The following is a 21,619-nucleotide window of genomic DNA, read 5'->3' on the forward strand; positions in this document are numbered from 1 at the left end:
CCGTGCTTCTCGGATCGGGTCGCCACCACGCGAGACTTATAGGGCGGCCGGCCGTCATGTCTGCGGCCGGTCCATGCCCCGATCCGTGGCGGCGCTCGTATTGCTCTCGTCATGCTTTTGCGCGAGGGTCCGGGCCATGACGAACCCGTCCGACGATCGGGCGCGGCAGCAGGAGGCCGAGGCCATCCTGCGGCGCGTGCGCCAGGAAACCGAGCCCCAGACCGGGGCCGCCGCCGAGAGCATGGCGCGGGGCCTGCGCCGCCATTTCTGGGCGGCGGACGCCGATCCGGCCGAACGGATGGAGGTCGTCGGCACACGGATCGGCCGGCTGGCCGGCCTCGTCGCGGTGATCGGGCTGGCGGTCGGGCTCGCCTATCAGCTCTCCGCCCTCTGAAGGACGCCGATGAGCCTTTCCGCATCCGTACCCGGTGGCGACAAGCCGGCCGTCCTGTCGATCTCAAGCCATGTCGCGCGCGGCACCGTGGGCAACCGCGCCGTGGTGTTCGCGCTGGAATCGCTCGGCTTTCCCGTCTGGTCGGTGCCGACCGTCACCCTGCCCTGGCATCCCGGCCATGGACCGGCGACGCGCATCGTGCCGGACGAGACGGCGTTCGGCGCCTTCGTCGACGACCTCGTGCGCGCGCCCTGGCTCGGCGAGGTCGGGGCGGTGATCTCCGGCTATTTCGGCGCCGCGCATCAGGTCGAGCCGGTGGCGAAGCTGGTGGATGCCGTGCGCCGCGCCAACCCCCAGGCGCTCTATCTCTGCGATCCCGTGCTCGGCGACGGCGGGGACGGGGGCGGGCGGCTCTACCAGCCGGCCGAGACCGTGGCGGCGGTGCGCGACCTTCTCGTCCCGCGCGCCGACATCGCGACGCCCAACCGGTTCGAGCTCGAGTTCCTCACCGGGCTCGAGTTCTCGACCAACGCACACCTCGTCGAGGCGGCGAGCGCGCTCGGGCCGGCGCGTGTCGTCGTCACCTCGGCCTTTCCGCTCCTGCGCGGCGGCATCGGCAACCTTCTCGTCGAGGACGGCGCGGCGCTGCTGGCCGAGCACCGGCGCATCGAGGGCGTGCCGAACGGGCTCGGGGACCTGACGGGCGCCGTGTTCCTGGCGCGTATCCTGTCGGGCGCCGCGGGCGAAAAGGCGCTGCAGGGCACGACGGCCGCCGTGTTCGAGATCCTCGCCCGCACCACCAAGCGCGGCAAGGACGAGCTGACCCTGGAGACCGACGCCGACAGCCTGAAGACGCCGATGGCGATGGTCCAGATGCGCCGGCTGCAGCCGGCGGGGGGCGGGCGGCGGGCGTGAGGACGCTCGCCGGTGTCGATGGCTGCCCGGGCGGCTGGATCGCGGCAGTGCAGCACGAGGACGGGACGACCGCGCTCGCCGTCCATGCGAGTTTCCAAGGCCTTCTCCAAGCTCTTCCGGATGATGCGATCGTCGTCGTCGACATGCCGATCGGCCTGCCCGAGACGATCCGCGGCCTGGGGCGCACGGCCGAGACCGCGGTGCGCCCGATGCTCGGGGCCCGCCGGTCGAGCCTTTTTGCGATCCCCGCGCGCGCGGCGGTCGAGGCCTGGGACGGGCCGCACGGCTCGGAGACGGCGCGCGCCGCCGCTCATGCCCGCGCCTCGGCGCTGGCCCGGGCGCGCTCCGAGCCGGCGCGCGGCGTCTCGCGCCAGGGCTTCATGCTGTTTCCGAAGATCCTTGAGATCGACCGGCTCCTGCGCGCCGAGCCGGCGCTGGCGGTCCGCATCTTCGAGAGCCATCCCGAGGCGGCGTTCGCCGCCCTGAACGGGGGCACGGCGATGGCGCATCCCAAGAAGCGCAGCGGCCGGCCGAACGCGCCGGGGCTCGGCGAGCGCCGCGCGCTCCTCGAACGCGCGGGTCTTCCGCCGGCGCTTCTTCTCGCCGTGCGACCGCGCGGCGTCGGCGAGGACGACCGCATCGACGCCTGCGCGATGCTGATCGTGGCGCGCGCGGTGGCGGCGGGCCGGGCGCGGCCTTTTCCCGACCCGCCGGAGCGCGACGCGCACGGCCTTCCCGTCGCGATCTGGCTGCCGCGGGACCCCCTGTGCAGCGCGGAAGAAACTGGTCTAGAAGCGATCCGAACCAGCGACGGAGCGACGATGACCCTTCTCCCCGATGCCCTCGTGTCCGGCTACCGCAGTTTCGTGCAGGGCCGCTATCTCCAGGAAACGCAGACCTACCGGGCGCTGGCGCGCGACGGCCAGACGCCGGAGACCATGGTCATCGCCTGTTGCGACTCGCGCGCCGCGCCCGAGACGATCTTCGGTGCCGGCGCCGGCGAGCTCTTCGTGGTGCGCAACGTCGCCAACCTCGTGCCGCCCTACAACCCGGACGGCGAGTTCCACGGCACGTCCGCCGCGCTGGAATTCGCGGTGCAGGCGCTGAAGGTGAAGAACATCGTGGTGATGGGCCACGGTCGCTGCGGCGGCATCAAGGCGGCGCTGACCACCGGTGCCGAGCCGCTCTCGCCCGGCGACTTCATCGGCAAGTGGATGAGCATCCTGCAGCCGGTGGCCGAGACGGTGGCGGCCAACGAGCTGATGACGTCTGGCGAGCGGCAGACGGCGCTCGAGCGGATCTCGATCCGCACCTCGATCGCCAACCTTCGCTCCTTCCCCTACATCGCCGCGCGCGAGCGGGCGGGCGAGCTCAACCTCTACGGCGCCTGGTTCGACATCTCGACCGCCGAGCTGTGGGCGATGGATGCCGAGACCGGCGACTTCCAGCGCCCGTTGGTCGATGTCGAGGACGCGGTGATCTGAGCCGCGCTCGGCTGAGAGAAGGCCCCCGGCAGCTTGTCGTCGCCGGGAGCCGAAGCCTTACTCCGCCGGGACCGGACCGGCGTCGAGCGCCTCGATCGACCCGGCACGGTTGAAGGCGGCCTCGTCGAGGATGCCCTGGCGCTTGGCGACGATGGTCGGCACCAGCGCCTGTCCCGCGACGTTGACGGCCGTGCGGCCCATGTCGAGGATCGGGTCGATGGCGAGGAGGAGGCCGACGCCCTCGAGCGGCAGGCCGAGGGTCGAGAGCGTCAGCGTCAGCATGACGGTCGCGCCGGTGAGGCCGGCCGTCGCCGCCGAGCCGACGACCGCGACGAAGACGATCAGGAGATAGTCCTCGATCCCGAGCGGCACGCCGAAGAACTGGGCGACGAAGATCGCCGAGATCGCCGGGTAGATCGAGGCGCAGCCGTCCATCTTGGTGGTCGAGCCGAGCGGCACCGCGAAGCTCGAATACTCGCGCGGCACGCCGAGGCTCTTTTCCGTCACCCGCTCGGTGATCGGCATCGTGCCGATCGAGGAGCGCGACACGAAGGCGAACTGGATCGCCGGCCAGGCGCCTTGGAAGTAGCGCAACGGGCTGAGGCCGTGCGCGATGAGAAGCGTCGGATAGACCACGAAGAGCACCAGCGCGAGGCCGACATAGATCGCGGCGGAAAACGTGCCGAGCTGGGCGAGCGTCTCCCAGCCGTACACCGCCACCGCGTTGCCGAGGAGGCCGACGGTCGCGATCGGCGTCAGGCGGATGATCCACCAGAGCACCTTGTGGACGATCTTCAGGAACGAGCGGTTGAAGGCGAGGAAGGGCTCGGCGGCCTCGCCGACCTTCAGCGCCGCGACGCCGACCGCGATCGAGATCACGAGGATCTGGAGGACGTTGAAGTTGAGGCTGGTCGAGGCGCCGCCCTCGCGAAGGCTGGTGGACGCTTGCAGGCCGAGGATGTTGGACGGGATCAGCCCGGTGAGGAAATCGAGCCAGGACCCCGAGCGCGCCGGCGCGGCGGCCGCCTCGCGCGCCACCGAGGTGCCGAGGCCCGGCTGGAAGATCAGGCCGAGCGCGATGCCGATGAGGACCGCGATGAAGGCGGTGATCGCGAACCAGAGAAGCGTCTGCCAGACGAGGCGCGCGGCGTTGTCGAGCGCGCGAAGGTTGGCGATCGAGGCGACGATCGCGGTGAAGACGAGGACCGGCACCACGGTCCGCAGAAGCGAGACGAAGGACGAGCCGACGGTCGAGAGGGTCTGCGTCAGCCAGTTCGGCCCGTCCGCGCCAGGCCCCATGGAGCGGGCGACGAGGCCGAGCACGATGCCGAGCACGAGCGCGACAAGGATTTGGAAGCCGAAATTCGTCCAGAGCGGCTTTTTTGGCCGGGACGGGGCGGCGGCAGCGGGGGCGGCCATCGGGAAACTCCGAGAGGAAGCGCATGCCGTGGGACGGGCGTGCGGGAAGGACCCCTATCTAGGGCATGACGGCGCGCGGGCCGAAGCATGTCCGTGTTGCGGCGCGATCGATAAGGGAAACATCGTTTCCCGCCCGACCGTTCCGGTGGGCCGCGCGCAGCGTTGCGCGTCGGCCACAGCGTTGGGGACGGCGGCCGGAATTGCGGGCGCTTCGCTTGCGAAACATGGTAAACACCCTTTCTACAGCCGGTGATGCGGACGGCGCGATCTCGCGCGACAACCAACGACGGGGAACGGGGATGACCCAGATGATCAGGATGGGCTTCGGCCTTGCGGCCGTGCTGGCGCTTGCCGGCTGCCAGTCGGCGGGCCCGAGCTTCGGCGGCGGCAGCAATGTGCGCAGCCCGGCTCCCCTGCGTGCGGCCCCGACCGGCCAGGTCTATTCCAACCAGCTGCCGCCGCCGCCCCCGCCGCCGGCCGCGCCCGTGACCCCGGCGCCCGTCACCCCGACGGCCGACGCGTCGGCCGCCGCGCAGACGCCCGCCCCGACCCAGACCGCCTCGGCCGCGCCGGTGACGCGCGAAGGGCTGGTCGGCGCCTGGCGCGTGTCGTCGGGCGGCGGCAACTGCCAGATCTTCATGGCGCTGACGCAGTGGACGGGCGGCTACCGCGCCGCCTCGCGCGGCTGCCCCGGCCAGGTCGCCGACGTGTCGGCCTGGGACGTCTCGGGCAGCCAGGTGGTGCTGAAGGATTCGGGCGGCTCCACCGTCGCGACCCTCAACAACACCGGCGGCACCCGCTACGAGGGCACCACCAGCGGCGGCCAGTCGGTCAGCCTCTACCGCTAAGCGCATCAGGCAAGCGTGCCGCGCGGATGGTTTCGCGCGGCACCGCCGGAGCCCCTTCGGCGACGCCCGCGTCGCCCGTCGTTCCGTCGGTGACGAGGGACGCCCGGGGCCCATCGTCCCGGAAGGTCCAAGATCATGCCGCACCAAGGCTACGGCTCCGTCGGGGGCGAGCGCGGTCCCGTGCGCGCCGAACTCGCGCGGCGCGTGGCGGCCGGATCCTTGCGCGAGGACGCGGTCCAGGCCGGTGTCGCCGACCGCCTCGACCGGTTGGGGCGCGAATTGAAGGCCGCAGCGCTGCCGGTGAAGTCGAGCGCGCTCGGCTGGCTGTTCGGCCGGCGCGAGCGCCCCGCCGCCCCGCGCGGCGTCTACATCTACGGCTCGGTCGGGCGCGGCAAGTCCATGCTGATGGACCTGTTCTTCCAGACGGCGCCGGTGGAGGGCAAGCGACGCCTCCACTTCCACGAGTTCATGGCCGAGATGCACGGGCGCATCAACGCGCACCGCGCGGCGGTGAAGGCGGGCGAGGCGCGGGGCGACGACCCGATCCCGCCGGTGGCCGAGGCCGTGGCGGCCGAGACGCGTCTCCTGTGCTTCGACGAGTTCACCGTGACCGACATCGCCGACGCGATGATCCTGTCGCGCCTCTTCGACGCGCTCTTCGCCCGCGGGCTGACGCTGATCGCGACCTCCAACGTCGCGCCGGACGATCTCTACCGCGACGGGCTGAACCGGCCGCTGTTCCTGCCCTTCGTCGAGACATTGAAGGCGCACACCGACATTCTCTTCCTCGACGCGCCGACCGACTACCGGATGGAGACGATCGGGGCGGGCGACCTCTACCTCACGCCGCTCGGCCCCGAGACGGACCGGCGGATGGACGGGCTGTGGCGCTCGATCCTCGGACCCGCGCCGGAGGCTCCCGAAAGCCTGCCGTTCCGCGGACGCTCGATCGCCGTGCCGCGGGCGGGCGGGGGCGCCGCGCGCTTCGCCTTCGCCGACCTCTGCTCCAGGCCCCTCGGTGCCGCCGACTTCCTGGCGATTGCCGCGCGCTACCATACGGTGATGGTCGACGGCGTGCCGGTGATGGCGGCAGCCGAGCGCAACGAGGCCAAGCGCTTCATCCTCCTGATCGACACGCTCTATGACGCCCATCGCCGGGTGGTCGTCTCGGCCGCAGCGCCCGCCGAGGCGCTCTACCGCGCCCCGAGCGGCACGGAGGCGTTCGAGTTCGACCGCACGGTGTCGCGCCTGATCGAGATGCGCTCCGTCGCCTATCTCGCGGAGGCCGAACGGCGGCGGAGCGGTGCGGAACGCTCAGGAGACGCCGATCACGCATGAAAATTTTCCGACAAGGCCGCAAGCGGCCACGTCGTTGGAATCATGCCGGGAAACGAATGACGCTTACGTAAGCCCCATATAGCCTAACCGGTTGAATTCCCTTGCGCTGCGCTGCGGCCATTGCACCCGTCGCCCGCACGGAGTATCCCCCTGCCCGACGCAGGACCAGAAGGCGCGTCCGTCCCGGCTGCCGTGACGGTCGCATCGACCGGCCTGCCCGGCCCCCGGGAATGCGGGCCGCATTCAGGAACCCGAAGGGCGTCCGATGACGAGACCTCCCCAATTTTCCACCGCTCCGCGGCGCGTCGCCGGGCCGGGCGCGTGGGCGGGCGGTCCGGGCGCCCCGACCTCGTCTCCTTCGTCCCTCGCAGCCATCCGCAACGGGAAGCTTTCATGAACATCCACGAATACCAGGCCAAGCAGGTCCTCAAGGGCTTCGGCGCCCCGGTCGCCTCGGGCGTCGCGATCACCAGCGCGTCCGAAGCCGAGGCCGCCGCCCGGCAGCTTCCCGGTCCGCTCTATGTCGTGAAGTCGCAGATCCATGCGGGCGGCCGCGGCAAGGGCAAGTTCAAGGAGCTCGGCGCGGACGCCAAGGGCGGCGTGCGCCTCGCCAAGTCCGTGGAAGAGGCCGTCGCGCACGCGACGGAGATGCTCGGCAACACGCTCGTCACCGCCCAGACGGGCGAGGCCGGCAAGCAGGTGAACCGCCTTTACATCGAGGACGGCGCCGACATCGCCCGCGAACTCTACTGCTCGCTCCTCGTCGACCGCTCGGTCGGGCGCGTCGCCTTCGTCGTCTCCACCGAGGGCGGGATGGACATCGAGGCGGTCGCCCACGACACGCCGGAGAAGATCATCACCGTCGCGATCGACCCGGAGACGGGCGTCACCGACGCGGACGTCGCCGAGATCTCGGACGCCTACGGCCTCGAGGGTGCGGCCCGCGAGGACGCCAAGTCCCTGTTCCCGGCGCTCTACAAGGCCTTCACCGAGAAGGACATGGCGCTCCTCGAGGTGAACCCGCTCATCGTCATGACCGACGGCCACCTGCGCGTCCTCGACGCCAAGGTCTCGTTCGACGGCAACGCGCTGTTCCGCCACGATGACATGAAGGCGCTTCGCGACGAGACCGAAGAGGACGCCAAGGAGATCGAGGCCTCGGCCTGGGACCTCGCCTATGTCGCGCTCGACGGCAACATCGGCTGCATGGTGAACGGCGCCGGTCTCGCCATGGCGACGATGGACATCATCAAGCTCTACGGCAAGGAGCCGGCGAACTTCTGCGACGTCGGCGGTGGCGCGTCGAAGGAGAAGGTCGCGGCGGCCTTCAAGATCATCACGGCGGACCCGGCGGTGCAGGGCATCCTCGTCAACATCTTCGGCGGCATCATGAAGTGCGACGTGATCGCCGAGGGCGTCGTCGCGGCGGTGAAGGAAGTCGGCCTGAAGGTGCCGCTCGTCGTGCGCCTCGAAGGCACGAATGTCGAGCTCGGCAAGAAGATCCTCAACGAGTCGGGCCTTGCCATCACGGCGGCGGACGACCTCGACGACGCCGCGCAGAAGATCGTCGCGGCGGTCTGATCCGCACGCTTTCCGTCTGCCGAACGACGCTTTTTCTGGAGTCTCGAAAGACCCATGTCCATTCTCGTTGACAAGAACACCAAGATCATCGTGCAGGGCCTGACCGGCAAGACCGGCACGTTCCACACGGAACAGGCGCTCGCCTATCACGGCACGCAGATGGTCGCCGGCATCCACCCCAAGAAGGGCGGTGAGACCTGGACCGGATCGAAGGGCGAGAGCCTGCCGATCTACGCCACGGTCGCCGAGGCCAAGGATGCGACCGGCGCCAACGCCTCCGTGATCTACGTGCCGCCGGCCGGGGCCGCCGACGCCATCATCGAGGCGATCGAGGCCGAGATCCCCTTCATCACCTGCATCACCGAGGGCATTCCCGTCCTCGACATGGTGCGCGTGAAGCGCCGCCTGGACGGCTCGAAGTCGCGCCTTCTCGGCCCCAACTGCCCCGGCATCATGACGCCGGACGAGTGCAAGATCGGCATCATGCCGGGGTCGATCTTCAAGAAGGGCAATGTCGGCATCGTCTCGCGCTCCGGCACGCTGACCTACGAGGCGGTGTTCCAGACCACGAACGAGGGCCTCGGCCAGACGACGGCCGTCGGCATCGGCGGCGATCCGGTCAAGGGCACCGAGTTCATCGACGTCCTCGAGATGTTCCTCGCCGACGACGAGACGAAATCGATCATCATGATCGGCGAGATCGGCGGCGCGGCTGAAGAGGACGCCGCCCAGTTCCTGATCGACGAGGCCAAGCGCGGCCGCAAGAAGCCCATGGCCGGCTTCATCGCGGGTCGCACGGCCCCCAAGGGCCGCACCATGGGCCACGCCGGCGCGGTGGTCTCGGGCGGCAAGGGCGACGCGGAATCCAAGATCGCGGCGATGGAAGCGGCGGGCATTCGCGTCTCGCCGTCCCCGGCGCGCCTCGGCAAGACGCTGGTCGAGGTCCTCAAGGGCTGAAGACCGGCGAGCCGGATCGGGGCGGTCATTCGATTTTTAACCGTCGCGCCCCTATCTGGCCGGAATGATACGTGAAGCCAGCCGCGCGGCGTTTCGGCCCGCGCGGCCGCTCCTCGGGTCTCGACCCGGCGGGCGACCTTTCAGCCGAACGCGTTCGAGTGAGCGGCGGAGGCCCTTGGCCTTCCGCCTCCGATCATCTTTCAGGGAGACGGCGTTCGCTGAAGAAGCGGGGGCCGCTTTGTCATCATCATGGCACGCAATCCGGCGAACGAGACCTTCGCGGCGACCTCCTTCCTCTATGGCGGCAATGCCGACTACATCGAGACGCTGGCCGCCGCCTACGAGCGCGACCCGTCCTCGGTGGCCGCCGAATGGCGCGAGTTCTTCGGCCAGGTCGCCGACGACAAGGCGACCGTCGTCAAGAACGCGGAAGGCCCGTCCTGGACGAAGCCCAACTGGCCGGTGACGCCGAACGGCGAGCTCGTCGCCGCCCTCGACGGCAACTGGGGCGAGGCGGAGATCCGCGTCGAGAAGAAGCTGCGCGACAAGGCGAGCGCCGCGGCGCCCAAGGGCGAGGCGCCCTCCGAGGCCGCGATCCTGCAGGCGACGCGCGATTCGGTGCGCGCCCTGATGCTGATCCGCGCCTACCGGGTGCGCGGCCATCTCCACGCCAAGCTCGACCCGCTCGGCCTCGCCGCGCCCGAGGACGACTACCACGAGCTCTCCCCCGAGAACTACGGCTTCACCGAGGCCGATCTCGACCGCCGCATCTTCATCGACAACGTGCTCGGCATGGAGTTCGCGACCGTCCGCCAGATGGTCGACATCCTGAAGCGCACCTATTGCGGCACGGTCGGCGTCGAGTTCATGCACATCTCCAATCCGCTGGAGAAGCAGTGGATCCAGGAGCGCATGGAGGGCGCGGGCAAGGGCGTCGAGTTCACCGATCAGGGCAAGCGCGCCATCCTCAACAAGCTGATCGAGGCGGAAGGCTTCGAGAAGTTCCTGGACGTCAAGTACAAGGGCACCAAGCGCTTCGGCCTCGACGGCGGCGAGGCGCTGATCCCGGCGCTCGAGCAGATCATCAAGCGCGGCGGCCAGATGGGCCTGAAGGAGATCGTGCTGGGCATGGCCCATCGCGGCCGCCTCAACGTGCTCGCCCAGGTCATGGGCAAGCCGCGCCGCGCGATCTTCCACGAGTTCAAGGGCGGCTCCTACAAGCCCGAGGACGTCGAGGGCTCGGGCGACGTCAAGTATCATCTGGGCGCCTCGGCGGACCGCGAGTTCGACAACAACTCGGTCCACCTTTCGCTGACCGCCAACCCTTCGCATCTCGAGATCGTCAACCCGGTCGTGATGGGCAAGGCGCGCGCCAAGCAGGACCAGCTCGGCGGCGGTCGCACCCGCACCGAGGTCGTGCCGCAGGAGGTGCGCAACCAGGTGCTGCCGCTCCTCATCCACGGCGACGCGGCCTTCGCCGGCCAGGGCGTCGTCGCCGAGTGCTTCGGCCTGTCGGGCCTCAAGGGCCACCGCGTCGGCGGCACCCTACACTTCATCATCAACAACCAGATCGGCTTCACCACCAATCCGCGCTTCTCGCGCTCCTCGCCCTATCCGTCCGATGTGGCGAAGATGGTCGAGGCCCCGATCTTCCACGTCAACGGCGACGACCCGGAAGCCGTGACCTATGCGGCTAAGATCGCGATCGAGTACCGGCAGACCTTCCACAAGCCGGTGGTGGTCGACATGTTCTGCTATCGCCGCTTCGGCCACAACGAGGGCGACGAGCCCGGCTTCACGCAGCCGATCATGTACCGCAAGATCCGCGAGCATAAGACGACGCTCGAGATCTACGCCCGGAAGCTCGTCGAGGCCGGCGTCCTGTCGGACGGCGACGTCGAGGCGCGCAAGGCCGAGTTCCGCACCCAGCTCGAGGGCGAGTACGAGGCGGGCCAGAGCTACAACCCGAACAAGGCCGACTGGCTGGACGGCGCGTGGTCGGGCCTTCGCCGCGCCGACGACGAGGACGAGCAGCGCCGCGGCACGACCGGCGTGCCGGTCAAGACGCTGAAGGAACTCGGCCAGAAGCTCACCGAGGTGCCGGAGGGCTTCGAGGTCCACAAGACCATCGGCCGCTTCCTCGACAACCGCGCCAAGGCGATCGAGACCGGCGAGAACCTCGACTGGGCGACCGGCGAGGCGCTGGCCTTTGCGTCGCTGCTCGCCGAGGGCACGCCGATCCGCCTGTCGGGTCAGGATTCGGAGCGCGGCACGTTCTCGCAGCGCCACTCGGTCCTCTACGACCAGCGCGACGAGAGCCGCTACATTCCGCTGTCCCACCTCGCGAAGGGCCAGGCGAACTACGAGGTCATCAACTCGATGCTCTCGGAAGAGGCCGTGCTCGGCTTCGAATACGGCTACTCGCTCGCCGAGCCGAACGCGCTGACGCTCTGGGAAGCCCAGTTCGGCGACTTCGTGAACGGCGCGCAGGTCGTGATCGACCAGTTCATCTCGAGCGGAGAAGCCAAGTGGCTGCGCATGTCGGGCCTCGTCATGCTGCTGCCGCACGGCTACGAGGGGCAGGGGCCGGAGCACTCCTCGGCGCGCCTCGAGCGCTTCCTGCAGGCCTGCGCGCAGGACAACATGCAGGTCGCCAACTGCACGACGCCCGCGAACTATTTCCACATCCTGCGCCGGCAGATGAAGCGCGACTTCCGTAAGCCGCTGATCCTGATGACGCCCAAATCGCTCCTGCGCCACAAGCGCGCGACGTCCGACCTGTCGGAGCTGGCGGGCGACACGACGTTCCACCGCCTCCTGTGGGACGACGCCGAGATGAAGCCGAACTCGGTCACGGTGAAGCTGAAGAAGGACAAGGACATCCGCCGCGTGGTGCTCTGCACCGGCAAGGTCTATTACGACCTTCTGGAGGAGCGCGAGAAGCGGGGCATCGACGATATCTACCTCCTGCGCGTCGAGCAGCTCTATCCGTTCCCGGCGAAAGCCCTGATCAACGAGCTGTCGCGCTTCAAACAGGCCGAGATCGTCTGGTGCCAGGAGGAGCCCAAGAACATGGGCGCCTGGAGCTTCATCGAGCCCTATCTCGAATGGGTGCTCGACCGCATCGGCGAGACCAAGCGCCGCGCTCGCTATGCCGGCCGTCAGGCGGCCGCCTCGCCGGCCGTCGGCACGATGTCGAAGCACATGGCCCAACTCGAAGCCTTCCTGGAGGAAGCGCTGGGAACCACGGCGGCCTGAGGGCCGCCGTCTCCCACCCGCCCTCGCCACACCCTTTCCGATGAGATCTTCTACGATGAGCACCGAAGTCAAAGTCCCGACCCTTGGCGAATCCGTCACCGAGGCCACGATCGGCCAGTGGTTCAAGAAGGCGGGCGACACCGTCGCGCAGGACGAGACGATCGCCGAGCTCGAGACCGACAAGGTCACGGTCGAGGTACCGGCGCCGGCCGCCGGCGTCCTGTCGGAGATCCTCGTCAAGGAAGGCGAGACGGTCGAGGTCGGTGCGCTGATCGCGGTGATCGGCGAGGCGGGTTCCGCCGGCGCGTCGGCGCCGAAGTCAGAGGCGCCCAAGGCCGACGCGCCGAAGGCGCCCGAGCCCGCGGCGACGCAGGGCTACGGCAACGCCTCCACGGCGCCGGCCGCGCCCGCCGGCGGCGGCGCGCACGGCGACACGCAGCCCGCCCCCTCGGCCGCCAAGCTGATGGCCGAGAAGAACCTGTCGGCGTCCGACGTCGAGGGGTCCGGCAAGCGCGGACAGGTGTTGAAGGGCGACGTCCTCGACGCGATCGCCAAGGGCACCTCCGCGCCGGCGCAAGCCAAGGCGCCGGCCGCACCGCGCCCGGCCTCCTCGGCCGACGACGCATCGCGCGAGGAGCGCGTGCGGATGACCAAGCTCCGCCAGACCATCGCGCGCCGCCTCAAGGACGCGCAGGACACGGCGGCGATGCTGACCACCTTCAACGAGGTGGACATGTCGGCGGTGATGTCGCTGCGCTCCAAGTACAAGGACATCTTCGAGAAGAAGCACGGCGTGAAGCTCGGCTTCATGGGCTTCTTCACCAAGGCCGTGACGCACGCCCTGAAGGAGATCCCGGCGGTGAACGCCGAGATCGACGGCACCGACATCATCTACAAGAACTACGCCCACGTCGGCATGGCGGTCGGCACCGACAAGGGCCTCGTCGTCCCGGTCATCCGCGACGCCGACCAGATGTCGATCGCCGAAGTCGAGAAGGAACTCGGGCGCCTCGCCAAGGCGGCGCGCGACAACCAGCTGACCATGGCCGACATGCAGGGCGGCACCTTCACGATCACCAACGGCGGCGTCTACGGCTCGCTGATGTCGACGCCGATCCTCAACGCGCCGCAGTCGGGCATCCTCGGCATGCACAAGATCCAGGAGCGCCCGATGGTGGTCGGCGGCCAGATCGTGATCCGGCCGATGATGTATCTGGCGCTGTCCTACGATCACCGGATCGTCGACGGCAAGGAAGCCGTGACCTTCCTCGTGCGGGTCAAGGACTCGCTGGAGGATCCGGAGCGTCTCGTCCTCGACCTCTAAGACCTCGACCAGCCGGCGCCGCCCCCGAAGCGGGGCGGCGCCGGGTTCAGGGCGGACGGGAGACTGCCCGCAACAGGGCGTGCTGCCGATGTTTCACGTGGAACAGGGCCGGAAGCGTTCTAGCGGTGAACCGGTCAGCCCTTTCCCCGAACGCCAACTCGAGCCAGGAGCGCCCCGATGTCTGACCGCGTGATGATCGTCACCGGTGGCTCGCGCGGGATCGGCGCGGCGACCGCGCGTCTCGCAGGTGCCGCCGGCTATGCGGTGCTGGTGAACTACGCCGCCAACGCCGAGGCGGCCGGGGCCGTGGCCGCCGAGATCCGCGCCGCCGGCGGGCAGGCCGAGACGGTGCGCGGCGACGTCGGGTCGGAAGCCGATATCCTCGGCATCTTCGAAGCGGCCGACCGGATGGGCCGGCTCGCAGTGTTGGTCAACAATGCCGGGGTCGTCGACCAGCCATCAGCGGTCGCCGACATGGACCTCGCGCGGCTCGAGCGCATGTTCCGCATCAACACGATCGGCTCGTTCCTCTGCGCCCGCGAGGCGGTGCGGCGTATGTCGACCGCGCGGGGCGGTGAGGGGGGCGTGATCGTCAATCTCTCGTCGGCCGCCGCCAAGCTCGGCTCGCCCGGCCAGTTCGTCGACTATGCCAGCGCCAAGGGTGCGATCGACACGTTCACGGTCGGCCTCGCCAAGGAGGTCGCGGCGGAGGGCGTACGTGTCTGTGCGGTGCGCCCCGGCATCATCGAGACCGACATCCACGCCTCCGGCGGCCAGCCGGACCGCGTCGCGACGATGACGCCGGACCTTCCGATGCGCCGGCCGGGCAGCGCCGAGGAGGTGGCACGCGCGATCCTGTGGCTGGCGTCCGACGAGGCGAGCTATTCCACCGGCGCGATCCTCGACGTGTCCGGCGCGCGGGCGATCCTGCCGTGACGGGGCGCGGGGTGCTCGCCCTGGTGCTGGCGACCGGCGGCGTGGCGGCGGCGGCCGAGCCGCCGGCCTATCGCGACGACCGCTCGACGCCCGACGCGGTGCTCGAATCCCTCTACAACGCCATCGAGAGGCAGGAATACCTGCGCGCCTGGTCGTATTTCCGCGAGGAGGCCGCCCGACCGTTCGACGCGTTCGCCGCGGGTTATGCCGACACGCGGCACGTCCGGCTGAAGCTCGGGACCGCGACCGGCGAGGGCGCGGCGGGTTCGACCTATTACCGCCTTCCCGCGGTCGTGGAGGCCGAGACCGCGTCGGGAACGCGCGTCTTTGCGGGCTGCTACGAGCTGCGCCTCGTCCAGCCGGCGTCGCAAGGCGAGCCGCCCTTCCGACCGATGGGGATCTCGGGCGCACGCCTCGCCGCCGTCGACGAGAGCTTCGATGCCGCGACGGGGCGCTGCGACACGGGGGCGACGCCATGACCGCCCCGGTTTCCTTCGCGCGCGCGCGTCCCAAGTCCTCGGGCGAGAGAGGCGCAAGGCGTCTCCAGGCAAAGGTCCGGTCCCGATGACGTCGCTTCCCCTCGAACTCACCCTTCTCGGCTGGTCCGTCGTGCTTCTCGTCGTGCAGATCATGCTGCAGGGGCACTTCGTCACGCGCGAGCGCGGCCGCGACTGGAACGCCGGCCCGCGCGACGGCGAGGCCAAGCCGCTCGGCACCATGGCCGGGCGCGCGACGCGCAACCTCGCCAACTTTCAGGAAACCTACCCCGCCTTCGTGGCGCTCGCCCTTGGCCTTGCCCTATCGGGGCGCACGGGCGGCATCGGCGAATGGGGCGCTGGGCTTTGGTTCGTCGCCCGCATCGCCTACGTGCCGCTCTACCTCAAGGGCGTGCCCTACGTCCGTAGCCTGGTATGGGTCCTCTCGATGCTCGGCCTCCTCCTGATGCTGATCCGCTTCCTATAGACATCCAACGACCGGAACCAACCCATGTCCGACACCACCTCCTTCGATCTCGTCGTCATCGGCTCCGGCCCCGGCGGCTATGTCGGTGCCATCAAGGCCGCGCAGCTCGGCCTGAAGGTCGCCGTGGTGGAGAAGCGCCAGACCTATGGCGGCACCTGCCTCAACGTCGGCTGCATCCCCTCGAAGGCGCTCCTCCACGCCTCCGAGATGTTTGCGGAAGCCAACCACTCCTTCGCCGACCTCGGCATCAAGGTGGCGCCTGAGCTCGATCTGCCGACGATGCTCGGCCACAAGGACAAGACGGTGAAGGCCAATGTCGACGGCGTCGCCTTCCTGTTCCGCAAGAACAAGATCGAGGGCGTCACAGGGACGGGCCGCATCGTCAAGGCGGGCGAGGTCGAGGTGACCGGGCCGGACGGCGCCAAGCGGACGCTCCAGACCAAGGCGATCTGCATCGCCACGGGCTCGGAGGTCGCGGGCATTCCGGGCGTCAGCGTCGCCTTCGACGGCGAGACGATCGTCTCCTCCGACCACGCGATCGCGCTCGCCAAGGTGCCCGCCTCGATGGTGGTCGTCGGCGGCGGCGTGATCGGGCTCGAACTCGGCTCGGTCTGGTCGCGCCTCGGGGCGCGCGTGACCGTGGTCGAGTATCTCGACAAGATCCTCGGGCCGATGGACGGCGAGGTGTCCGCCCAGTTCCAGAAGCTCCTCGTCAAGCAGGGCTTCACCTTCAAGCTCGGCGCCAAGGTGACGGCGGTGGAGAAGACGGGATCGGGCGCCTCGGTGACGTTCGAGCCCGCCAAGGGCGGCGCCGCCGAGACGCTGGAGGCCGAGGTGGTGCTGGTCGCGACCGGCCGCCGCCCCTTCACCGAAGGGCTCGGCCTCGACGAGGCGGGCGTCGCGCGCGACAAGGCCGGCCGCATCGAGATCGACGCGCACTACCAAACCAACGTGCCCGGCATCTACGCGATCGGCGACGTGGTGAAGGGTCCGATGCTGGCGCACAAGGCCGAGGACGAGGGCATCGCGCTCGCCGAGATCCTCGCCGGCCAGAAGGGTCACGTGAACTACGGCGTCATCCCGTCGGTGGTCTACACCTCGCCCGAGATCGCGTCCGTCGGCAAGACCGAGGAGGAGCTGAAGGCGGAGGGGCTGGACTACAAGGTCGGCAAGTTCCCGGTGATGGCGAACGGGCGCGCGCGCGCCATGCTCCACACCGACGGCTTCGTGAAGGTGCTGACGGATGCGCGCACCGATAAGGTGCTGGGCGGCCACATCGTCGGCTTCGGCGCCGGCGACATGATCGCCGAGATTTCCGTGCTGATGGAATTTGGCGGCTCTGCCGAGGACCTCGCGCGCACCTGCCACGCCCATCCGACCCTGTCGGAAGCCGTGCGCGAGGCGGCGTTTGCGGCCTTCGCCAAGCCGATCCACGTCTGATCGCGGAAGCGTTCGGCGTCACAGCCAAGCAAGGGGCGGCGCATCCGGTGCGCCGTCCCTTTTCAGGTCAAGGCCTCAGGCGTTTCCGCCGGCCCAGAAGCCGCGGTCGAGGGGCATGCGCGCCACCTCGCGCCGTTCGCCGTCGAGGACGCGGGCATGGTCGCCCCACTCGTCGGCAAAGCCCGAGCGCGTCAGCACCTCGCGCACCGCGCCCACGGCCTGTTCGTCGGTCACCGCGTTCAGGGCGTCGTGGAACGGTCCCGGCACCCAGGCCGACCCGTCCACCCGTCCCGTTTCGATCCGGTATCGCGACATCCGTTCATCCTCCCGAGATGGTTGACGACAGGAGTGTGAACCCATCCGGGACGGCTGTCACCTTTCCAAATCGTCAGGAACGGCGCCCTTCGACGCAGCGGCGGTAGGCGCGCGCGCCGTCGCGCTCGGCCTGCGTGCGCGCGAACGCGTTGGCGCCGAAGCCGTCCTCGTTGTCCGCGAGGTTCTCATAGGTGTTGCGGGCCGTCTGGTCCGCGTAGTTGTCGCAGCCGCGCCGCACCGGCGGGCGGTAGGACGCGGGCGCGAGGCCGAGCGTCGGCGCCGCCGTCGGCCGTCCGTCGAAGGCCGGACCGTCGACGGCGGTGCAGCCGGATAGGGCAAGGACGGCAAGAAACGGCAGGACAGGGCGCATAGCGGTCTCCGGCAGGGAGGCGCGAGGCGGACAGGGGCCGGTCGGGGTGGCGCTCGCGCGAGCTTGGGATGCCAAGGAAACGTCGGCGCCGGCGAGCCCGTTCCCGCAACAATCGTTCGCCGCGGATCAGTCGGCGCGCGTCACGGTCCAGCCGGTGCGGCGCAGCGCCTCGACGAGACCGGTCTCGCCCGGCAGGTGGAGCGCGCCCACCGCCACGAAGCGTCCGCCCTCGCCGAGAAAGGGTTGCAGCCGCTCGGCCATCAGCCCGTTGCGGCGATGCACGACGCGGTCCTCGAAGGCCTGCGTGACGGCGACCGACGTCGCCTCGTCGGTGCCCGAGGGGAGGGCGCGTTCGGTGGCCGGACCGATCAGGGCGATCTGCCCGCGGAGGTAGAGGTCGATCATGGTCTCGAAGAGATCGGGCAGGCGGTCGGCGAGTTCGACGCTGGCGACGAGATTGTCGGCCTGAAGGTCGAGGGGCATCGAGGCCATCGCCTCGAGCTGCTCGGCGGCGGTCTCCAGCCCGACGAGCGGCTTGCCCGACGTCTTCGCCCGTTCGGCGATCGCGACATCGAGCACCTTCGCGCCCGCCTCGGAACGCTGTGCCTCGCATTCGGGCATCAGGAGGCCCGCGGCGACGAACCAGGGCTGCAGCCGCGCGATCGCCGCCGCCGGCGTGCCGCGCGCTTCCAGGACGGGCACGACGCGCGCCATGCCCTCCGGCCCCACCACGTCGGCCAGCGTCCTGCCCGCCGGCAGGGTGGTGAGGTCGGCGCGCGTCAGAAGTGTCGCGCCCATGCGTGCGGGATCCAGCACATCCGTCGTCTCGATCACGACGCCCGCGGCCCCGTCGAGGGCGCGGTCGGCGGCGTCCGGCAGATCGAGGACCCGCGGGTCGGACAGGTGCATCGTGCCGAACAGGTAGGAGGGCGCGAGGCCATCGCGCTCGATCCGGAACAGGCGTCCCTCGCCGTTCGGGGTTTGCGCCGCCTCGGTCTCCAGCGCCGCCATCTCGCCCTTGGCCTCGAGGTCCGGCAGGAGGCTACGACCCACGTGGCAGGCTGGGATGCCGGAGGCCGGCGGCTCGGCGGCGTCCGCCTCCGACACGGCGGCCGCCATCAGGAGCGCGATGCACAGAAGGAGCGGAAACAGGTGCGGCAGGGCGGAAAGGATCGCCGGGAGAAGGCCGCGGGGCGGGCGTTTCGTCATCGAGCTTCGGTGTCCCGTGCGGGGTCGGGCGGATCGGCGGGCGCGCGGGTCTCGGCGGCCGTGACGCCGAACCGCGTCATCCTCTGACTAACGCAAGATTCCGACGAAATGCTGAAGGGCATCCATCCGTCGCGCCGCCGCCATCATCCGGCGCGGGCGCGTCGGGCGCGGGGATGCGCGGTCTCGAAGGCCTGCAGGAGGCGCCCGCCGTCGACGGCCGTGTAGATCTGCGTTGAGGACAGGGAGGCGTGGCCGAGAAGGTCCTGGATGGTGCGCAGGTCGCCGCCCTTGGCCAGCAGATGCGTCGCGAAGGAATGACGTAGCGCATGCGGCGTCGCCGAGGCGGGAAGCCCGAGAAGCCCGCGCAGCCGCGCCATCTCGGCCTGGACGATCTGTGGCCGGAGCGGCCCGCCGCGCGCGCCGCGGAACAGCGGCGTGCCGGCCGCAAGATCGAAGGGGCAGAGCCGGCGATAGGCGGCCACCGCCTCGAGGACGGCGGGCAGGAGCGGCACGAGGCGTTCTTTCCGCCCCTTGCCAAGGATCGTCATCGAGCGCGCGGTCTCGTCGGCGAGCGCATCGCCCTCCAGACCCAGCGCCTCGGAAATGCGCAGGCCGCAGCCGTAGAGGAGCGTGAGCACCGCCACGTTGCGGGCGGCGATCCAGGGGCTCGACGCCATCGCACCCGCCTCCTCGGTCACCGCCAGCGCGTCGACGACGGCCAGCGGCCGCGGCAGCGACTTCGGTTGCTTAGGCGCGCGCATCGCGGCGGGTCCCGCCGAGGAGGCAAGGCCCTCGCGCTCCAGGTGACGCACGAAGGAACGGATGCCCGACAGGATGCGGTTCAGGCTGCGCGGCCCGAGCCCCTCGCGGCGCCGCTCGGCGAGAAAGGCGCGAAGGTCGGTCGCCGATAGGGCGGCGAGGTCGCCGGGCTCGGCTGGCCGACCGTGGTAGCGCGCGAGAAAGCCGAAGAACTGGCGCACGTCCCGCTCGTAGGCTTCGATCGTCAGGCGGCCGGCGTGGCGCTCGACGCCGAGCCGGTCGAGCCAGGCGGCCTTCAGCTGGAGGAGCGGGGCGGTGGCGGAAACCAGAAGGGGTTCGGACATGGGACGGCATCTCGCGCGGCGGACCGGAGGGAACCACCAGAACGCAGCCTGGTAAAGGTATCGTTGCGGCTGGACGAAGCCCGGCCTTCCCCCATTTCGCTGACGAGCGGTCCGGCCGATGCGCCGGAACCCGAAACGCCAAGGGATTCACCCACCCCGCATCGCGCGGCCGAGCACAAGGGAAGACTGATCCATGAAACGCCATGCCACCGCCATCTGGAACGGCGCGCTCGCCGACGGTCGCGGGTCGCTGACCACGCAGTCCGGCGCCCTCGACAATCACGGCTATTCCTTCAAGGCCCGCTTCGAGGACGAGAGCGGCAAGTCGGGGACCAACCCGGAAGAGCTTCTGGCCGCGGCCCATGCCGGCTGCTTCGCCATGCAGCTCTCGCATTTCCTCGCCGAGAACGGCACGCCGGCCGACGAACTGAAGGCGCGCGCCGTGGTCGCCGTCGAGCAGGCCGACGGCGGCTTCGAGGTGAAGTCCTCGGCGATCACGCTGGAAGCCCGCGTTCCGGGCATCGAGGACGCCAAGTTCAAGGAACTCGCCGAGAAGGCGAAGGCCGGCTGCCCGATCTCCAAGGCGCTCGGCGCCATCGAGGTCACCCTCGACGCCAAGCTGGTCTGACACGTCGGGAGGGTCCGCCTGATGGGCGGGCTCTCCCCTCAATCCCGCCGGCGCTTGCGCCCGTAGAGCTCCAGCCGGTGGAAGACGATCTCGTAGCCGAGCGACCGAGCGACCTCGTCCTGCAGCGCCTCGATCCGCTCCGACGAGAACTCGATCACGTCCCCCGTGTCGAGATCGATGAGATGGTCGTGGTGCTCGCCGTCCGCCTGCTCGAAGCGCGAAGGACCATTGCCGAAGGCATGGCGGTGGATCGCGCCCTTCTCCTCGAGAAGCCGCATCGTGCGATAGACGGTGGAGAGGGAGATCGACGGGTCGACCGCCGACGCCCTGCGGAAGATCTCGAGCGCGTCCGGGTGATCGGGATGCTCGCGCAGGATGGCGATGATGGTGCGACGCGGCCGCGTGATGCGCACGCCCGCCTCGCGCAGGAGCGTTTCATAGTCGGGCAGCGGCTGCACGGGAGCAGGGGGGCGAGGCGTCGTCATGGCGCGGTGTCATAGCCGATCGAAGCTGACGGGAAAACCGCCGGCACGATCGTGATCCGTCCCGAAGGGCTAAAGGCTCCTTCGCGACGTTGGCAGAGGCAGCCCGAACAGGGATCGCACCTCCATCGGGGGATGGAACGGTGATAGATTCTCGAGGCTTCCAAGTTGGAGACACCGGCAACGACGCCCCCGGTGACGACTGTCTGACGGTCTGGCGACGATGCAAGCTGTTGTTCGGGCTTCGGATTTGCACTTTTTCCCGAATGGTCGAATTTTTTGTATTGACCGCCGCGGCGTGTGCGCCCTATAAGCCGCTCATCGACGACGGCGGTGGCGCCGGGGCGGACGGGTTGGACGGCTGAGGCGGTCTGGTTGGTTTGCCGGGAAGTTGGGTTAGCGGTTGTGTTCTTCCGGGATATCTGGGAGGGGATGGCTGGCTGGCTCGGTTTTGCGCCTCTTGTGAGTGTCGGACGAGTTTTTTCGAGTTTGCTTCTGGCATGCTTGAAGGGTGGCTGGCCAGGTTGGTCACCCGAGCGGCGGACTTTTGTGGTTTGCCGGGTTCTTTGAGAATTGAAGAGAGAACGGAAGAAAGAGAGACGTGGACGGCGGTGTTGGTCGAGGACGGCTTGGGGCGATATCCTTTTCGCCTTGG

20 protein-coding genes and 1 pseudogene are annotated in these 21,619 nt (G+C 69.6%); 15 read left to right on the forward strand and 6 right to left on the reverse strand.

Translation table 11 applies throughout. The features are described 5' to 3' along the window. Window positions 1-136: 136 nt before the first annotated feature. The 4 genes and pseudogenes from BM175_RS17100 to BM175_RS17115 all read left to right on the forward strand — a co-directional run bounded on the left by BM175_RS17100 (window position 137) and on the right by BM175_RS17115 (window position 2,793). The gene (locus BM175_RS17100) at window positions 137-394 is read left to right on the forward strand and encodes a hypothetical protein (RefSeq protein WP_090965158.1); all 258 of its coding nucleotides are present in this window, start codon (window positions 137-139) and stop codon (window positions 392-394) included. A gap of 9 nt (window positions 395-403) precedes the next feature. Next, window positions 404-1,309 carry a pyridoxal kinase PdxY gene (gene pdxY, locus BM175_RS17105; RefSeq protein WP_090965160.1) on the forward strand — a complete coding sequence of 302 codons (906 nt, stop codon included), beginning with the start codon at window positions 404-406 and terminating at the stop codon, window positions 1,307-1,309. Next, window positions 1,306-2,016: pseudogene (locus BM175_RS17110) on the forward strand (DUF429 domain-containing protein); the annotation flags it as partial. The gene pdxY and the pseudogene BM175_RS17110, both read left to right, overlap by 4 nt. Window positions 2,017-2,130: 114 nt before the next feature. Then, window positions 2,131-2,793: a carbonic anhydrase gene (locus tag BM175_RS17115; RefSeq protein WP_090965208.1), complete on the forward strand. Its 663-nt coding sequence runs from the start codon at window positions 2,131-2,133 to the stop codon at window positions 2,791-2,793. Window positions 2,794-2,850: 57 nt separating this feature from the next. Here BM175_RS17115 and BM175_RS17120 read toward each other — a convergent pair whose 3' ends face one another. Next, the gene (locus tag BM175_RS17120; protein WP_090965162.1) at window positions 2,851-4,212 is read right to left on the reverse strand and encodes a dicarboxylate/amino acid:cation symporter; all 1,362 of its coding nucleotides are present in this window, start codon (window positions 4,210-4,212) and stop codon (window positions 2,851-2,853) included. Window positions 4,213-4,511: 299 nt separating this feature from the next. Here BM175_RS17120 and BM175_RS17125 point away from each other — a divergent pair, with 299 nt between their 5' ends. The 10 genes from BM175_RS17125 to lpdA all read left to right on the forward strand — a co-directional run bounded on the left by BM175_RS17125 (window position 4,512) and on the right by lpdA (window position 16,857). Then, window positions 4,512-5,060, forward strand: coding sequence for a protease inhibitor Inh/omp19 family protein (locus tag BM175_RS17125; protein ID WP_244546054.1), 549 nt, complete (start codon window positions 4,512-4,514; stop codon window positions 5,058-5,060). 135 nt (window positions 5,061-5,195) lie between these two features. Next, window positions 5,196-6,398, forward strand: coding sequence for a cell division protein ZapE (zapE, locus tag BM175_RS17130; RefSeq protein ID WP_090965164.1), 1,203 nt, complete (start codon window positions 5,196-5,198; stop codon window positions 6,396-6,398). Between the two features lie 393 nt (window positions 6,399-6,791). Then, window positions 6,792-7,979 (forward strand): ADP-forming succinate--CoA ligase subunit beta, encoded by a 1,188-nt coding sequence (gene sucC / locus BM175_RS17135; protein WP_090965166.1) that lies wholly within the window; start codon window positions 6,792-6,794, stop codon window positions 7,977-7,979. A 54-nt stretch (window positions 7,980-8,033) separates the two neighbouring features. After that, on the forward strand, window positions 8,034-8,936 hold the full coding sequence (sucD, locus tag BM175_RS17140; protein ID WP_090965168.1) for a succinate--CoA ligase subunit alpha: 903 nt from the start codon (window positions 8,034-8,036) through the stop codon (window positions 8,934-8,936). Window positions 8,937-9,185: 249 nt separating this feature from the next. After that, window positions 9,186-12,194, forward strand: coding sequence for a 2-oxoglutarate dehydrogenase E1 component (locus BM175_RS17145; protein WP_090965170.1), 3,009 nt, complete (start codon window positions 9,186-9,188; stop codon window positions 12,192-12,194). A gap of 55 nt (window positions 12,195-12,249) precedes the next feature. After that, window positions 12,250-13,518: a 2-oxoglutarate dehydrogenase complex dihydrolipoyllysine-residue succinyltransferase gene (gene odhB / locus BM175_RS17150; RefSeq protein WP_090965172.1), complete on the forward strand. Its 1,269-nt coding sequence runs from the start codon at window positions 12,250-12,252 to the stop codon at window positions 13,516-13,518. Window positions 13,519-13,695: 177 nt separating this feature from the next. Further along, a complete protein-coding gene (locus tag BM175_RS17155; RefSeq protein WP_090965174.1) occupies window positions 13,696-14,454 on the forward strand; it encodes an SDR family oxidoreductase in 759 nt (252 codons plus the stop codon). Further along, complete coding sequence (locus BM175_RS17160; protein ID WP_090965176.1) at window positions 14,451-14,933, forward strand: hypothetical protein; 483 nt, start codon at window positions 14,451-14,453, stop codon at window positions 14,931-14,933. The genes BM175_RS17155 and BM175_RS17160 overlap by 4 nt, the downstream gene beginning before the upstream one ends. Window positions 14,934-15,018: 85 nt before the next feature. Next, a complete protein-coding gene (locus BM175_RS17165) occupies window positions 15,019-15,417 on the forward strand; it encodes an MAPEG family protein (protein WP_090965178.1) in 399 nt (132 codons plus the stop codon). A gap of 24 nt (window positions 15,418-15,441) precedes the next feature. After that, the gene (gene lpdA, locus BM175_RS17170) at window positions 15,442-16,857 is read left to right on the forward strand and encodes a dihydrolipoyl dehydrogenase (protein WP_090965182.1); all 1,416 of its coding nucleotides are present in this window, start codon (window positions 15,442-15,444) and stop codon (window positions 16,855-16,857) included. A gap of 75 nt (window positions 16,858-16,932) precedes the next feature. Here the strand turns inward: lpdA and BM175_RS17175 are convergent, their stop codons facing one another. The 4 genes from BM175_RS17175 to BM175_RS17190 form a co-directional block, all read right to left on the reverse strand. Further along, window positions 16,933-17,172, reverse strand: coding sequence for a hypothetical protein (locus BM175_RS17175; protein ID WP_090965184.1), 240 nt, complete (start codon window positions 17,170-17,172; stop codon window positions 16,933-16,935). Between the two features lie 73 nt (window positions 17,173-17,245). Beyond that, window positions 17,246-17,542, reverse strand: coding sequence for a hypothetical protein (locus tag BM175_RS17180; RefSeq protein ID WP_090965186.1), 297 nt, complete (start codon window positions 17,540-17,542; stop codon window positions 17,246-17,248). Window positions 17,543-17,668: 126 nt separating this feature from the next. Next, window positions 17,669-18,751, reverse strand: coding sequence for a TraB/GumN family protein (locus tag BM175_RS17185; RefSeq protein ID WP_090965188.1), 1,083 nt, complete (start codon window positions 18,749-18,751; stop codon window positions 17,669-17,671). A 143-nt stretch (window positions 18,752-18,894) separates the two neighbouring features. Further along, window positions 18,895-19,854: a tyrosine recombinase XerC gene (locus tag BM175_RS17190; protein ID WP_090965190.1), complete on the reverse strand. Its 960-nt coding sequence runs from the start codon at window positions 19,852-19,854 to the stop codon at window positions 18,895-18,897. Window positions 19,855-20,047: 193 nt separating this feature from the next. Here BM175_RS17190 and BM175_RS17195 point away from each other — a divergent pair, with 193 nt between their 5' ends. Continuing rightward, on the forward strand, window positions 20,048-20,482 hold the full coding sequence (locus BM175_RS17195) for an OsmC family protein (protein WP_090965192.1): 435 nt from the start codon (window positions 20,048-20,050) through the stop codon (window positions 20,480-20,482). 38 nt (window positions 20,483-20,520) lie between these two features. Here BM175_RS17195 and BM175_RS17200 read toward each other — a convergent pair whose 3' ends face one another. Beyond that, window positions 20,521-20,967: a Fur family transcriptional regulator gene (locus tag BM175_RS17200; RefSeq protein ID WP_090965195.1), complete on the reverse strand. Its 447-nt coding sequence runs from the start codon at window positions 20,965-20,967 to the stop codon at window positions 20,521-20,523. Window positions 20,968-21,619 lie beyond the last annotated feature (652 nt).

It is taken from the genome of Aureimonas phyllosphaerae, from assembly GCF_900113065.1.
In the GTDB taxonomy this organism is placed as follows: domain Bacteria; phylum Pseudomonadota; class Alphaproteobacteria; order Rhizobiales; family Rhizobiaceae; genus Aureimonas; species Aureimonas phyllosphaerae.